Genomic DNA, 14,911 nt, shown 5'->3' with positions numbered 1-14,911 from the left:
TTCATATGTGCTATGACGACCCCTACTTCGCGTTCGGGTTCGGCATCCAGGCCGGCATGGCGACATCTGCATGGGCGAACTGCGGCAGCTTGGCCGACAGGTCTTCCATGTTCTTGATGTCCTTGTCGATCAGCTCTTTCTGGGTGATCAGCGTCGGCGGCACGATGACGTTGTGGCCAGGGTCTTCACCGGCGAGCAACTGCGCCAGCGCGCGCACCGAGACCTGGCCAACGACGGCCGGGTTGGTGGCGGCGGTCGCCGCCCAGGCGCTGTCGGGCTCGCGCATCGCCGATATGTCCGATGTCGAGATATCGGCCGAATAGATCTTGATGCCCTTGTTCAGGCCGGCTTCGTCGACGGCGATCTTCACGCCCTTGGCGAACTCGTCATAGGGGGCGAACATCACCTTGATGTCGGGATGAGCCGACAGCACCGAACGCGCCTGGTTGGCGACCGAGTTGGCGATCGGGTTGTCGAGCGTGCCGAACATCGCGACTTCCTTGATGCCGGCATATTTCTTCTTGACGTCGACCCAGGTCTCGTTGCGGCGGTCGAGCGGCGCGATACCGGCGACGTAGACATAGCCGGCATTCCAGCTCTCGCCATTGTCCTTCACCGCCTGTTCGAGCGCGAGGCGGGCAAGGTCTTTGTCCGACTGCTCGATCTGCGGGATCTTGGGGTTTTCGACATTGACGTCGAAGGCCACGACCTTGATGCCGGCGTCGACCGCGCGCTGGGCCGCATCCTTCATCGATTCCGTCAGGCCGTGCTGGATGATGATGCCCTGCACGCCGAGCGCGATGGCCTGGTCGACCATGTCGGACTGAAGGGCGGCATCCTGGCGACTGTCGAGCACGCGCAGGTCGATGCCGAGCGCCTTGGACTGCGCCTCGACGCCCGAGAGATAGGCCTGGAAGAAGTCACCGGTCGAGAGATAGCGCACCAGCGCGATCTTGACGCCGGGCTTGTCGAACGGGGCCGGCTTGTCCGCGGCAAAAGCCGGGACCTGCATCAGCATGGTTGCGCCGGCCAGCCCGAGCGCCACCTTCCCCAGAAGTCTTCTCGTGATGTTCACTTGTTTTCCTCCACTCTTGTTGAACCCAATCCTGTCCGGTCGAGACTACCCCCTGCCCCTGCCCGAGAGGGCAAAGGTGAAGACAAGGGCGACGACCAGAACCACGCCCTTGACGAAATCCTGCGTGTAGTAAGGCGCGTTCATCATCGTCAGGCCTTGCAGCAAGATGCCGACGAACAGCGCACCAACAGCGGTGCCGAAGGCGTTCGGCTTGGCGGCACCGAGCACCGCGTAGCCGATCAGCGCCGCGGCAACCGCATCGAGCAGCAGATTATTACCCGAGGCGATGTCGCCGCGTCCAAGCCGTGCGGCGAGCAAAATGCCGCCGATCGAGGCAAAAACTCCTGAAATAACGTAGGCCCAGATCTTGTATGCCTTGACAGGCGCACCAGCGAGTTCGGCCGCGCGCTCATTGGAGCCGACCGCATACATCATGCGGCCGAAGCGGGTGTATTCGAGGAAGAACCAGATCAGCACGGCCAGAACCAGCAGCACCACCACCGACACCGGAATGAGGTTCGGGATAAAGAAATCGAAGCGGTGGCGGCCGAGCGCCAGGAAGGCGTCGCCGAACTTGCCATTGGCTACCGAACCGTCTGGCATGGTCATGCCGGTGGCGATCGAGCGGCCTTCGGTCGGGATGCGCTGTAGGCCGACCAGCAGGAACATCATGCCGAGCGTCGCCAAGAGATCGGGCACGCGCATATAGACGATCAGCCAGCCATTGATCAGGCCGACAATGGCGCCGATCAGCAGGCAGACGACGACCGCCACGACGGCGTTCTGCTCGAGCACCACCATGACATAGGCAGCCGCCATCATAGCCGATGTGGCGACCGAGCCGATCGACAGGTCGAAGCCGCCGACGACCAGCGTGGCGGTGACGCCGAGCGCCAGCACGCCGGTGATGGCCACCGACTGGAAGATGAAGACGGCACTTTGCGGCGAGACGAACCCGTCGGCGGCGATCGCGAAATAGGCGACCAGCCCGAACAAGAGGACGATGAACCCATAGCGGATGGCGTAGTCGCGCAGCGTCATTCAGCCCACCCGCGCGACGCAGCCATTCTTATCCAACTCGGACCCATAGTCTCTCCATTCCAATTCTACCCGCCGCGCGGCTTAGGCGGCGCTATGCAGCGGCCCGCCGGCGACCTCGGCCAGCAGGCGATCGAGATCGACCTCGGCGTTGCGGTGTTCACCGACGATCGTGTGTTCCGACATCACCAGGATGCGGTCGGCCGTCTCCAGCGCCTCGTCGAGTTCGGTGACGAACAACAGCGTCGCGCGGCCATTGGCGCTTGCCCTCAGTTTGGCGGCGATGTCGCGCCTGGCCGAGATGTCGACGCCCTGAAAGGGCTCGTCGAGGATGAACAGCGCTGCATTCTGCGCCATCCAGCGGGCGACCATGACCTTCTGCTGGTTACCGCCGGACAATGCCGACATCTCGTCCTTCTCGGAACGGCAGACGATGCTGAGTTCCTCGATCTGCCGGCGCGCGGTGGCGCGTTCGAGGCGGCGCTTGAGCACACCAAGATTCGACATGCGCTTGAGGAACGGCAGGCTGACATTGCGCTCGATGTTGAAGCCGCCGACGATGCCGCTGGTCGCGCGATCCTTGGCGACGAGGAACACGCCGGCCGCGATCGCGTCACCCGCCGATCGCGGCGCATAGGGCTTGCCGTTCATCGTCATCGTGCCGGCCAGCGGCTTGCGCACGCCGAACAGCGTCTCGGCAAGCGCGGTCTTGCCGACGCCGACGAGGCCGGTGATGGCAACGACCTCGCCATCGCCAAGCGTCAGCGAAATCGGCCTGGCCCCATGCCCGAAGCGCAGGCCTTCGACCGTCAGGACCGGTTTGGCGGAACTCCTGGCAACGATCTGGTCGAGATGGATCTTGCGGCCGAGCATGGCATTGACCGCGCCTTCATAGTCGAGCGGCTTGGTGTCAAAGACACCCGAAATAATGCCGTCACGCATCGAGACGATGCGATCGGCAAGCCGCCTGATGTCGGACATGCGGTGCGAGATATAGAGGATCGCCACGCCTTGCTCGCGCAGCCTGTCGACCAGCGCGAACAGCCGGTCGGCCTCGGCGCTGGAGAGCGAGGACGTCGGCTCGTCGAGGATCAGCACTTTCGGCTGATGCGCCAAGGCGCGCGCGATCGCCACCATCTGGCGATCGGCCAGCGAAAGGTCGTTGACGCGGGCCTTGAGATCGATGGCCAACCCCATGCGGTCGGCGACGGCCTTGGCCTCGCGGCGCACGCGGGTCGGATTGAACAGCGTCGGCACGCCCCTGCCGCTCAACCTGTCGAGTGTGAGGTTTGTGGCGACGTCGAGGTCGGCGACCACACCGTCATTGATGTTCTGGTGCACGGTGACGACGCCGGCGCGGATCGCCTCCGCCGGCGTGTTCGGCGCAAAATCCTGGTCCGCGAGGGTCATCGTACCGCCGCCGCACTCGTAGACGCCGCTGATGATCTTGACGAGGGTGGATTTGCCGGCGCCATTGGCGCCCATCAGCACAGTGACCTCGCCGGAACGCAGCTCGAGCGAGATGCCGCCAAGCACCTCGTTGCGGCCAAAGGATTTCCTCAGTCCCTCTACACGGAACACGGCATTGCCGACCATGCGTTCCTCCCTGACCATGACGCTATGGGCTACATCGGCAATTGTCAACACGATTGACAATTGCCAGGTCGCTTCCTAGCTTGGCCCCGCCGTCAAGGCTCCCTTATGATCGGAGCGCACAGGCGGGAGGGACACGAATGACCGGGAAATTGCCGTTCGAAGCACTGTCGGTGGAGACGCTTGCAACGCGCCTCGGCACGAACGCGGCGCTGTGCGCCAAGATCGGCAGGGACACGATACACTGGAAGGTACGCGAGGTCGGCGACGGCAATCTCAACCTCGTCTTCATCGTCGAGGGCGCCGGCGGCGCGGCCGTGGTCAAGCAGGCCCTGCCCTATGTCCGCCTGGTCGGCGACAGCTGGCCGCTGCCGCTGAAACGTTCCTTCTTCGAGTATCACGCGCTGACAAGGCAAGAGGCGCGCGCGCCGGGCTCGGTGCCGGCGATCTATCATTTCGATGAAGGCCAGGCGCTGATCATCATGGAGTATCTGGCGCCGCCACACGTCATTCTCAGGCGTGCCCTGATCGACGGGCGCCAGCTTCCCAACATTGCCAGGGATATCGGCCTGTTCATGGCCCGCACGCTGTTTCGCGGTTCCGACCTGTCGATGGTGGCCAAGGATCGCAAGGCCGATCTGGCGCTGTTCGCCGACAATGTCGAGCTCTGCGACATCACCGAGAACCTGGTGTTCTCCGATCCCTATTTCGACGCCAAGATGAATCGGCATACGCCGCAGCTCGACGGAGTCGTTGCCGAACTGCGCGCCGATCGCGACCTCAAGGTCGAGGCGCAGCGGCTAAAGCACATTTTCGCCGCCAATGCCGAGACATTGCTGCATGGCGATCTGCATTCCGGCTCGATCATGGTCACCGACACGGAGACCCGGATGATCGATCCGGAGTTCGCCTTCTACGGACCGATGGCCTTCGATGTCGGCATGCTGCTCGCCAATTTCTGGATGTCCTTCTTCTCGCAGCGTGGACATGAGGAGAAGGGCAAGCGCGATGCCATGCGCGCCTATCTGCTCGGGGTTACCGCAGAGACATGGGCGGTGTTCCGCGCCGAATTCTCGCATCTGTGGCGCACCGAGCGCAGCGGCATGCTCTATCAAAAAAGCCTGTTCGAGGATCAGGGCGACAGGCTGGGTGCGGAACAGGCGCTCGACCATGTGCTGCACCAGATCTGGACCGACCTGCTCGGCTTTGCCGGCATCGAGGTGCACAGGCGTATCCTCGGCCTCGCCCACAATGCCGATTTCGAGACCATTGCCGATGAAGAGCTTCGCGCCAGTTGTGAGGCAAAGGCGCTAAAATTCGGCCGTCACATCGCCGTCAACCGGCGCCAGATACACAGCATCGACGAGGTCAACACCCTGGCCGCGCTGATTGAACAGGAGAGCAGCATTTGAACGTCGGCGACCGCCACTACCGCACCATCTGGCTGAGCGATGACGGGCGTTCGGTCGAGATCATCGACCAGCGCTGGCTGCCGCATGATTTCCGCATCGAAACGATCGGCACGGTTGCCGGCATCGCCACCGCCATCCGCGACATGTGGGTGCGCGGCGCGCCGCTGATCGGCGTCACCGCGGCCTACGGCGTCGCCATGCAGATGGCGGATGATCCGTCCGACGCAGCGCTCGATGCCGTGTGGGAGACGCTGCACGAGACGCGCCCGACGGCGATCAATTTGCGCTGGGCGCTGGACGAGATGCGGCGCTTCCTCAAGCCGCTGCCAACGGAACAACGCGCCGCAGCCGCCTATCGTCGCGCCGCCGAGATCGCCGACGAGGATGTCGGACTGAACCGCGCCATTGGCGAGAACGGACTTGCCGTCATCCAGGCGATCGCGGCGCGCAAGCAGCCGGGCGAGACGGTCAATATCCTGACCCATTGCAATGCCGGCTGGCTGGCGACCGTCGACTACGGCACCGCCACCGCGCCGATCTATCTGGCAACCGAAGCCGGCATCTCGGTCCATGTCTATGTCGACGAAACGCGGCCGCGCAACCAGGGCGCCCAGCTTACCGCCTGGGAGATGGCCGGCCACGGCGTGCCGCACACGCTGATCGTCGACAATGCCGGCGGCCATCTGATGCAGCGCGGCGCGATCGACATGGTCATCGTCGGCACCGACCGCACAACCGCCGATGGCGATGTCTGCAACAAGATCGGCACCTATCTGAAGGCGCTCGCCGCCGCCGACAATGACGTACCGTTCTATGTCGCGCTGCCCTCGCCGACCATCGACTGGACGGTGCATGACGGGCTCGAGGAGATCCCGATCGAGCAGCGCTCAGCCGACGAGGTCTCGCTTGTCTGGGGTAAGACCGACAGCGGCGAGATCGCCCAGGTGCGCATCTCGCCCGACGCGACGCCGGCCGCGAACCCGGCCTTCGACGTGACCCCTGCGCGACTGGTGACCGGGCTGATCACCGAACGCGGCATCGCCAAGGCCTCGCGCGACGGCCTGAAGGCGATGTTCCCCGAACGAGCATAGCCCGACGCCGGCTAGTACAGCGGCTTGCTCATGTGCCCCGGTGTCGGCCACTTGTCGGTGATGCCGGGCTGCACCGGCCGCTCGAGATAGGTCGACAGCACCACATAGCTGCGCGTCGAGGTAACGCCGGGCGTTTCGTAGAGGCGAGCAAGCAGCCCTTCCAGCGCCCTCGTGTCTTCCGTGCGGACCTTCAGCAGCATGCAGGTATCGCCTGCGACGGTATGGATCTCCTCGACTTCCGGATATTGCGAAACCGCCATCAGCTCCGGGGTCTTGCCCCAGCCCCTGGTGTCGATATGCACGAAGGCGAGCAGCGGCTTCTTCACCGCCTTGGGGTCGATGATCGCTGCCGTGCCGCGAATGGCGCCGCTGCGCCGAAGACGCTTGACCCGCTCATGCGCTGCTGGCGGTGAAAGCCCGACCCGATCGCCGAGTTCGGCGTAGCTGACCGTCGCGTCGTCAACGAGAACGCTTAATATTTTTCGGTCAATTGCATCGACATCGCGGGGCGCCGGCCTGTTCTGCAGAATGCCATCTGTTTCTTCATCCATGTCGATAATCCTGATTGCCACGGAATTTAATACGGCCATTATGACGATATGTCGAACAGCAATCAAGCCACCGCCCTAGCAGCAGACGCCAGGCCGGCGATCCCGGCCCTCGCCTATCTGTTGACCGGATGCATCGCCGTGATCGGCTCGAATTCGCTGGTCCTGGGGCCCATAGCCCCGGCCGTGGCATCGTCCTTCTCGAGCAGCGTCCCGACCGTGATGATCGCGGCGGCCGCCTTTGGCCTCGGCACCTCGGCGAGCGCCCTGTTCCTCGCCCGTTACATCGACCGGCTCGGCGCCCGCCGGATGCTGCAAGGGGCATTGCTGTTGCTGGCCATTGCTCTCGTCGCCAGCGCGGCCGCACCGGTACTGATCATGCTTGTCGCGGCGCAATTCATCGCCGGCATCGCCGCCGGCGTCGCCATGCCGGCGATCTATGCGAGTTCGGCGGCGATCGCGCCGCCCGGCCGCGAAAGCGGCACCATCGGCGTGGTGCTGACCGGATGGACGCTCAGCATGGTGGCCGGCGTTTCGCTCTCGGCCGTGCTTGCTGATCTCGTGCATTGGCGCGCCGTGTTCGCCGCCGTCGCGGTGCTGGCAGTGCTGGCGCTGACCAGCCTCAGCATGACGTCGCTGAGCGACATCAGGAAGAGCGGCCCGGCACCAACGCCGCTGGCGGCGCTCGGCATTCCCGGCATTGTGCCGCTTCTCATCGCCTGCGCAGCCTTCATGACCGCCTTCTACGGTGTCTATGGCTATCTCGGCGACCACCTGCACAGCGGACTGGGCAAGCCGGTGAGCGCCAATGGCTGGGCCGCGCTCGCTTACGGCATTGGCTTCGGCACGGCTGCTCTCCTCGATGGCGCGATCGATCGCCTGGGCGCCCGCCGCGTCATGCCGTTCGCCTATCTTCTTGTCGCGGCCGTCTATGTCGCCATTGCCGCGACGAGCAACAGTTTCGGCCTGACGCTCGCCATGGTGGCTATCTGGGGGCTTGCCAATCATTTCGGATTGAATGTTCTGGTGATGCGGCTGGCGGCGCTCGATCCCTCACAGCGCGGTACGATCATGGGCCTGAACAGCGCCGTGACCTATCTCGCGGTCTTTATCGGCACCACCGGCTTCGGGCCGATCTATTCCGGCTTCGGCTTTGCCGTCTGCGCGATGGTTGCGGCGCTGCTGATGCTGGTTGCAGCAGCGGCTGCGGCGTGGCGCACGCGATAGAGCGGCTCTTCACAGAATTGCGCCAGTCGACAGAACGTGATTGGCCACCGGCCTGTCGCCTGGTTGACAGCGGCACCCCTGCCCTTCCATACAGAGGCGTTAATGTTCTCAGGGCGGGGTGAAAATCCCCACCGGCGGTAATGGTTTCGGCCAAAGCCCGCGAGCGCTTTCCGAAATCGGAAAGGTCAGCAGATCCGGTGTGATTCCGGAGCCGACGGTTACAGTCCGGATGAAAGAGAACGAAACGGAAAACGGACCGCTCCGGCGGGCCGGATTGCGTATCGTGCGTCCTGATTCTGGTTCGAAACGGAAGGATGGACCCATGAATCAGCATTCCCACAAAGACTATGAAACTGTTCGCATCGCCGTCATCCGCGCGCGCTGGCATGCGGATATCGTCGATCAGTGCGTCAACGCCTTCGTAGCGGAACTGGCCGGCATCGGAGGCGACCGGTTCGCCGTCGATGTCTTCGATGTGCCCGGCGCCTACGAAATCCCGCTGCACGCCAAGACCTTGGCTGAGACCGGCCGCTATGGCGCGATCCTCGGCACGGCTTTCGTCGTCAATGGCGGCATCTACAGGCATGAGTTCGTCGCCAGCGCCGTTATCGACGGCATGATGAACGTGCAGCTGTCAGCCGGCGTTCCGGTGCTTTCGGCGGTGCTGACGCCGCACAATTATCACGACAGCGCCGACCACCATCGCTTCTTCTTCGAGCACTTCACCGTCAAGGGCAAGGAAGCGGCCAGGGCCTGCGTGGAAATTCTCGCCGCGCGGGAAAAGATCGCGGCATGAAATCTTCCCGGCCGGGTGGAAATCGCGATAACACCCGGTAGTATTTGCGAAATACCGAGTTCGGGGAGGATGCCGGTGCAGACCAAGAAGATCATCAATGACGGCAACCGCGCCGTCGACGAAATGCTCGAAGGGATCCTCGCCGCGCATCCTCGCCACCTCAGGAGCGCGGACGGCAGCCCGCGCTCGATCATCGCCCGCGACGGGCCACGCCCCGGCAAGGTCGGGCTGGTGATCGGCGGCGGTTCCGGCCATGAGCCGACCTTTCTCGGCTTTGTCGGCAAGGGACTGGCGGATGCGGCGGCCATCGGCAATGTCTTTGCCTCGCCGCCGCCCGATCCGATCCTCGAATGCGCCAAGGCGGTCAGCGGCGGCGCCGGCGTCTTGTTCATGTATGGCAACTATGCCGGCGACGTGATGAATTTCGACATGGCGGCCGAGATGGCAGCGATGGACGACATCGAGGTGCGTACAGTGCTGACCACCGATGACGTCGCCTCGGCGCCGCGCGACCAGCGGCAGAAGCGCCGCGGCGTCGCCGGCAATTTCTTCATCTTCAAGGCCGCCGGTGCGGCCTGCGACCGGATGTTCTCCCTGGACGAGGTGGAGCGCGTCGCCCGCAAGGCCAACGACCACACCTTCACCATGGGCGTGGCGCTGTCGCCCTGCTCGCTGCCGCAGACAAGGCGGCCGAATTTCGAGATCGGCGCGGACGAAATGGAGATCGGCATGGGCATCCATGGCGAACCCGGCATCGCCCGCGGCAAGCTCGGGACCGCCGACGCGATCACCGACGAGATGCTGGACAAGATTTTCGCCGAGATGGCGCCGAAGCGCGGCGACAAGGTCGCGGTGCTGGTCAATTCGCTCGGCTCGACGCCGCTGATGGAGCTCTACGTCATGAACCGGCGGGTCAAGCAGCGGCTCGACGACATCGGCGTTTCCATCCACGCGACCTGGGTCGGCAATTACTGCACGTCACTGGAAATGGCCGGCGCCTCGGTGACGCTTTTTCATCTCGACGAGGATTTGCAGACCATGCTCGACCACCCCTGCGACTGCGCCATGTTCCGTGCCGGCTGACGAAAGAGCGTTCCCGTGACCATCGACACCGCTGACCTGAAAAGAATGTTCGATACGATCGCGGTGGCGATCGAGGCCGACAAGGACCGGCTCTGCCAGCTCGACGGCGTCATTGGCGACGCCGATCACGGCATTGCCATGGCGCTCGGCTTCAATGCCGTGCGCGATGCGCTGGCCTCGCTCGACCTCGCGGCGACCGAGCCGACGGCGTTGCTCAACACGGCGGCGAAATCGTTCCTCAACGCCGTCGGCGCGTCCTCTGGCCCGCTCTATGCGACGGCCTTCATGCGCGCCGGTGCTGCCGTCAAGGGCAAGGCGACGCTGGCGGACGCGGACTTCACCGCCCTGTTCCAGGCCATGGCACAAGGCATCAAGGATCGCGGCAAGGCCGAACCGGGCGAAAAGACGATGGTCGATGCCTGGCAACCGGCGGCCGAAGCGGCCGCCGCGGCCAGTGTAGCCGGCAAGACCTTGGCTCAGTGTCTCGAGGCGGCCCTTGCCGCCGCCGCGCGTGGGGCGGAAGCAACCAAGGACATGATTGCCGCCAAGGGCCGCTCCTCGCGGCTCGGCGAGCGATCGCTCGGGCATATCGACCCCGGCGCGGCGTCGGCCGTCACCGTGATCGGCGCGATGCGCAAGAGCTTGAGCTAGCGCTTCGCCGCATCGAGCCTGTCGATCGCCTGGACATTGCCGGCCGAGGGACCTTGTTCGTCGAACTCGGAGGCGAGCCACGTATCGACGATCGCCTTGGCCAGTTCGGGGCCGATGACGCGGGCGCCCATGGTGATGATCTGCGCGTTGTTGGATTTCGCCGCGCGCTCGGCCGAATAGGTGTCGTGGGTGAGCGCGGCGCGGATGCCCGGCACCTTGTTGGCCGAGATGGAGACGCCGATGCCGGTGCCGCAGAACAGGATGCCGCGATCGTTCTCGCCGTCGACGATGGTCTGGGCGAGTTTTTGCGACAGGTCGGCATAGTAGCCGGCCTGGCTGAGATCGCTGACCGTCAGGCCGGATTTGGTGGCAAGGTGGGCGGCGATGACGTCGAGCAGCGGTTTGCCGGCGCTGTCGGCTCCAATGGCTATTTTCATGGTTTTCCCTTTGCGGTTCGGATGGTTTCAGATCGCCGCCGAGGCGCGGCCGAGAATGTCGATGTAACCGTCCGCCTGCCAGGCGGAGCGGCCGATGAAGAGGCCGTCTATATTGGGCTGGCCGACCAGCTCGGCGGCATTGCCTGGATTGACGCTGCCGCCATAAAGCACCGGCGGCACCGACGGCAGCACGGCGCCGGCCACTGTCTTGATCAATGCCTGCTGCTTGTCGGCATAGTCCGCGCTGGCCGGAATGCCCTTGTCGCCGATCGCCCAGACCGGCTCGTAGGCGAAGAGGATTTTCGCGCCCTTCGCCTCGCCTTCAAGGAATTGCAGCGCGCCCTCGACCTGGGCGCCCAGCACGGCATCGGCCTGCCCGCTTTCGCGCTCGGCCAGCGTCTCGCCGACACAGATCAACGGGATCAACCCGTGCTTCACAGCCGCCGCCGTTTTCAGGCCAACCGTGCGATCGGTCTCGCCAAAATGCTCGCGCCGTTCGCTATGGCCGAGTTCGACCAGATCGAGCCCGCAATCCCTCAGCATCAGCGGCGAGATCTCGCCGGTCCAGGCGCCGGCGTCGGCCCAATGCATATTCTGGGCACCGACCTTGATATGCGTCGACGACAGCGCCTGCTTGACCTCGCGCACCGCCGTGAAGGGCGGTATGACGAAGGGCTGGATGCGGTCATCGAAACCGGGAATGAAGCCGGCCAGGCGCTGCGCGAAATCCAGCGCCTCGGCGAGCGTCTTGTTCATCTTCCAGCTTGTACCGACCCAGTAGACCACGCGTACTGCTCCTTAATTTTGCTGATCACGATCTCCCGATGCCGGGATCATGATCCCTTGTCGATGACCGTCAGCGAGACGCCGCCGGCATCCAGCACCGCGCGCACGCCCGGCTCCGGCGCGCGGCCGGTGAAGACCGCGTCGAATGCGCTGAGATCAGTCAGGAAATGCAGCGCCGTGCGGCCGAACTTGCCGTGGTCGACCAGCAGATATTTGCGGGTCGCCGCCGCCATCATCAGCCACTTGGCCTGCACCACCTCCTGATCCTGGTGGAAGGCGGAAGCGCCATGGATGGCCGAAGACGACAGGAAGGCGACGTCGGCGCGCAGCGATTTGAGCGAAGCCTCGGCCAGCAGGCCGAAGAAGCCGTGGAACTTCTTGCTGTATTGGCCGCCGAGCGCGATCAGGTTGATCCCCCCGGCGCCGGCCAGTTCCTGGATGACGGCCAGATTGTTGGAGATCACCGTCAGCGGCCGCAGATCGGTGAGATGGCGCGCAATGCCTCCTGCCGTCGAGCCGTCATCGATGATCACCGTCTGGCCAGGTTCGATCATGGCCACGGCAGCCACCGCCAGACGCTGCTTTTCCTCGGTCGCCTGCTTCTGCCGGTAGCGGAAGTCGCTTTCGAACAGGCTGCTCGGCTGGATCGAAGCGCCGCCGCGCACCTTGCGCAGGAAACCGCTTTCCTCGAGCTCGTCGAGGTCGCGATGCACGGTCATCTTCGAGACGCCAAAGCGCAAGGCGAGATCGTCGACGCCGGCCTGACCGGCGTCCATCAGAAACTCCATAATGCCTTGCCGTCTGATGTCGCTCTTCATTGCCGCTGACCGCCAACGCCGAAGCGCGGCTGCTTGATCGGAGTTCAGAGATATAACAGCTATCGTCGCAAAAGTATCAAGTTTTCTGTGATAATGAGATGGATTCTTGGGATATTCCGCTTGCCCCGATCGTGGCGCTGTAACAAGAATTGCTGCCGGGACGGCCGGTGACGGTTGCGGTTGCGCGGAAATCCGGCCAGAAGCATCGGTGGGCTGGACGATGCGCGGACAGTCCGCAACCACCAGGTTTGAAACCAGATACGGGAGACTATTCGTTGGCTCGCATCACACTGAGACAATTGCTCGATCACGCCGCCGAATACGGCTATGGCGTGCCGGCCTTCAACATGAACAACATGGAACAGGGCCTCGCCATCATGGAGGCGGCGGAAGAGACCAAATCGCCTGTCATCCTGCAGGCAAGCCGCGGTGCGCGTGCCTATGCCAATGACGTGGTGCTGGCCAAGCTGATCGACGCGCTGGTCGAGATCCATCCCGACATCCCGGTCTGCATGCATCTCGACCACGGCAACAACGAAGCCACCTGCGTCACCGCGATCCAGTACGGCTTCACCTCGGTGATGATGGACGGTTCGCTCAAGGAAGACGGCAAGTCGCCGGCCGACTACGCCTATAATTCCGGCATCACCAAGCGCGTCGTCGACATGGCGCACTGGGGTGGCGTGTCTGTCGAAGGCGAGATCGGCGTGCTGGGATCGCTGGAGAGCGGCGGCGGCGAGCAGGAAGACGGCCACGGCGTCGAAGGCGCGATCAGCCACGACCAATTGCTCACCGATCCGGTGCAGGCCGAACAGTTCGTGCGCGACACCCATGTCGACGCGCTGGCGGTTGCCATGGGCACCAGCCACGGCGCCTACAAATTCTCGCGCAAGCCGGACGGCGCGGTGCTGGCGATGAACGTCATCGAGGAGATCCATCGCCGCCTGCCGAACATGCATCTGGTCATGCACGGTTCGTCTTCGGTACCGGAGGACCTGCAGGAGATCATCAACAAATATGGCGGCCAGATGAAGCCGACCTGGGGCGTGCCGGTGGAGGAAATCCAGCGCGGCATCAAGCATGGCGTGCGCAAGATCAACATCGACACCGACAACCGCATGGCGCTGACCGGAGCGATCCGCAAGGTGCTGGCGGAAAACCCCAGCGAGTTCGATCCGCGCAAATATCTGACGCCGGCAATGGCCGCGATGCGCAAGCTCTGCAAGGAGCGCTTCGAGCAGTTCGGCACCGCCGGCAACGCACCGAAGATCAAGCCGCTGCCGGTCTCGGAAATGGCCAAGCGCTACAAGTCGGGCAGCCTCGACCCCAAATTCGGCTGAGTTCCGGGCGATTATCTGCTGAATTCAACGGGCAGGAGCCGCATCGGCCCCTGCCCGTTTTCTAACCGGCCTTTGGCAGAAGATCGGACCTGCCTGTCTCGATGAACGGCGCCCAGTAGTCGACGGACTCGCGGATCATGGCGACCACCTGATGGTCGACCGGCTCGCGCTCACGAAACGACAGTTCGAGGCAGATCTCGTTGTCGGTGCCGCCGCCGCGCCGCACCGTCTGCAGCAGTTTTTCAGGCGTGATGCGGCCGTCCCTGTTGTAGGCTGATGTGAACGGCCAATGGCCGCCCTTGTTCATCGACGACTGTTTGATGTGGATGATCGGCGATTTCGTGGGAAAGGCTTCGGCCCAGGCGTACGGATCGATGTCAGCCGGATTGCTCGAGGTGACGTCGCCATGGTCGATGTCGACCATCATCTCCAGCGGGATCGCCATACCTGCGGCGTCGATCGTACGCTGCAGCAGCCGGCAATTCTCGATGGTGTGGCCGAACTCGCGGCCAACCGACATCGGTTCCCAGAACAGATAGGTCAGGCCGGCCGCACGGGCGTGCTCGGCGACCTCGCGCCAGCAGTCCAGCGCGATGTCGAACAACCGCACGCGGCGCTGGGGGTCGTCAAAGTCGCGATGGGTGAAGATGGCGAATTGCGTGCCCATGCCACCGGCGCCAAGCTCGGCCGAGAGGTCGGCAAAGGTCTTGAACCAGTCAACATAGTAGCGGCGCACATCGGCGTCGGGGTGACCGAAATGATTGAGCCTGCCGTAAGGACCGGTCATGCCGGACGTGACACGCACGCCGGTGCGGGCGAGTGCGCCGCGAAACAGGCGGACGAATTTGACGATCGTCGCGGCGGGCCAGCCGGGATTGATGAATTCATGCGTGAGCTGCACGTCCCTTATGCCGATGTCATAGGCGATGGTGTCGATCAGGTCGTCCGGATCGGCGAAGCGATTGACCAGCGGATTGGTGTTGAGGGAGAGCGTGAAGGCCAAGGTCGCTATCCCT

At 63.9% G+C, this 14,911-nt stretch carries 15 protein-coding genes and 1 riboswitch; of the genes, 7 read left to right on the top strand and 8 right to left on the bottom strand.

The features are described 5' to 3' along the window. Positions 1–22 precede the first annotated feature (22 nt). The 3 genes from FJV83_RS02345 to FJV83_RS02335 all read right to left on the bottom strand — a co-directional run bounded on the left by FJV83_RS02345 (position 23) and on the right by FJV83_RS02335 (position 3,709). Positions 23–1,075, bottom strand: a complete 1,053-nt coding sequence (locus tag FJV83_RS02345) for a substrate-binding domain-containing protein (protein ID WP_096455692.1) — start codon at positions 1,073–1,075, stop codon at positions 23–25. 45 nt (positions 1,076–1,120) lie between these two features. Further along, positions 1,121–2,116: an ABC transporter permease gene (locus tag FJV83_RS02340; RefSeq protein WP_095791243.1), complete on the bottom strand. Its 996-nt coding sequence runs from the start codon at positions 2,114–2,116 to the stop codon at positions 1,121–1,123. An 81-nt stretch (positions 2,117–2,197) separates the two neighbouring features. Further along, on the bottom strand, positions 2,198–3,709 hold the full coding sequence (locus FJV83_RS02335; RefSeq protein WP_142875330.1) for a sugar ABC transporter ATP-binding protein: 1,512 nt from the start codon (positions 3,707–3,709) through the stop codon (positions 2,198–2,200). A gap of 137 nt (positions 3,710–3,846) precedes the next feature. Between FJV83_RS02335 and mtnK the strand changes: the two genes are divergently transcribed. Both mtnK and mtnA read left to right on the top strand, forming a co-directional pair. Next, complete coding sequence (gene mtnK, locus FJV83_RS02330; RefSeq protein WP_142875329.1) at positions 3,847–5,118, top strand: S-methyl-5-thioribose kinase; 1,272 nt, start codon at positions 3,847–3,849, stop codon at positions 5,116–5,118. Continuing rightward, positions 5,115–6,209 carry an S-methyl-5-thioribose-1-phosphate isomerase gene (gene mtnA, locus FJV83_RS02325; protein ID WP_142875328.1) on the top strand — a complete coding sequence of 365 codons (1,095 nt, stop codon included), beginning with the start codon at positions 5,115–5,117 and terminating at the stop codon, positions 6,207–6,209. The genes mtnK and mtnA overlap by 4 nt, the downstream gene beginning before the upstream one ends. A gap of 11 nt (positions 6,210–6,220) precedes the next feature. Here the strand turns inward: mtnA and FJV83_RS02320 are convergent, their stop codons facing one another. Beyond that, a complete protein-coding gene (locus tag FJV83_RS02320; protein ID WP_142884942.1) occupies positions 6,221–6,760 on the bottom strand; it encodes an Lrp/AsnC family transcriptional regulator in 540 nt (179 codons plus the stop codon). Between the two features lie 48 nt (positions 6,761–6,808). Between FJV83_RS02320 and FJV83_RS02315 the strand changes: the two genes are divergently transcribed. The 4 genes from FJV83_RS02315 (at position 6,809) to dhaL (ending at position 10,514) form a co-directional block, all read left to right on the top strand. After that, entirely contained in the window at positions 6,809–7,984 is a 1,176-nt protein-coding gene (locus tag FJV83_RS02315; RefSeq protein WP_142875326.1) for an MFS transporter, read from the top strand. Positions 7,985–8,084: 100 nt separating this feature from the next. Next, a riboswitch (FMN riboswitch) is annotated at positions 8,085–8,229 on the top strand. A 77-nt stretch (positions 8,230–8,306) separates the two neighbouring features. Further along, positions 8,307–8,780, top strand: coding sequence for a 6,7-dimethyl-8-ribityllumazine synthase (locus FJV83_RS02310; RefSeq protein ID WP_142875325.1), 474 nt, complete (start codon positions 8,307–8,309; stop codon positions 8,778–8,780). A gap of 69 nt (positions 8,781–8,849) precedes the next feature. Further along, positions 8,850–9,863 (top strand): dihydroxyacetone kinase subunit DhaK, encoded by a 1,014-nt coding sequence (locus FJV83_RS02305; RefSeq protein WP_185973309.1) that lies wholly within the window; start codon positions 8,850–8,852, stop codon positions 9,861–9,863. 15 nt (positions 9,864–9,878) lie between these two features. Further along, the gene (gene dhaL, locus FJV83_RS02300) at positions 9,879–10,514 is read left to right on the top strand and encodes a dihydroxyacetone kinase subunit DhaL (RefSeq protein WP_142875323.1); all 636 of its coding nucleotides are present in this window, start codon (positions 9,879–9,881) and stop codon (positions 10,512–10,514) included. Here the strand turns inward: dhaL and FJV83_RS02295 are convergent. The 3 genes from FJV83_RS02295 to FJV83_RS02285 are packed head-to-tail and all read right to left on the bottom strand — an operon-like array spanning position 10,511 to position 12,555. Continuing rightward, positions 10,511–10,951, bottom strand: a complete 441-nt coding sequence (locus FJV83_RS02295; protein WP_095791237.1) for an RpiB/LacA/LacB family sugar-phosphate isomerase — start codon at positions 10,949–10,951, stop codon at positions 10,511–10,513. The two genes, dhaL and FJV83_RS02295, sit on opposite strands and share 4 nt — an antisense overlap. Before the next feature lie 27 nt (positions 10,952–10,978). After that, on the bottom strand, positions 10,979–11,737 hold the full coding sequence (locus FJV83_RS02290) for a triose-phosphate isomerase (RefSeq protein ID WP_142875322.1): 759 nt from the start codon (positions 11,735–11,737) through the stop codon (positions 10,979–10,981). Between the two features lie 47 nt (positions 11,738–11,784). Beyond that, on the bottom strand, positions 11,785–12,555 hold the full coding sequence (locus tag FJV83_RS02285; RefSeq protein ID WP_142884941.1) for a DeoR/GlpR family DNA-binding transcription regulator: 771 nt from the start codon (positions 12,553–12,555) through the stop codon (positions 11,785–11,787). A gap of 275 nt (positions 12,556–12,830) precedes the next feature. On the opposite strand from FJV83_RS02285, the gene fba reads away from it, so the two are divergent. Further along, complete coding sequence (fba, locus tag FJV83_RS02280) at positions 12,831–13,895, top strand: class II fructose-bisphosphate aldolase (RefSeq protein WP_142884940.1); 1,065 nt, start codon at positions 12,831–12,833, stop codon at positions 13,893–13,895. Positions 13,896–13,956: 61 nt separating this feature from the next. Here the strand turns inward: fba and FJV83_RS02275 are convergent, their stop codons facing one another. Next, positions 13,957–14,898, bottom strand: coding sequence for a TIM barrel protein (locus tag FJV83_RS02275; protein WP_095771164.1), 942 nt, complete (start codon positions 14,896–14,898; stop codon positions 13,957–13,959). Positions 14,899–14,911 lie beyond the last annotated feature (13 nt).

This window comes from Mesorhizobium sp. WSM4307 (genome assembly GCF_007003945.1).
Lineage (GTDB): Bacteria > Pseudomonadota > Alphaproteobacteria > Rhizobiales > Rhizobiaceae > Mesorhizobium.
This window is presented reverse-complemented; position numbering and strand designations above follow the sequence as displayed.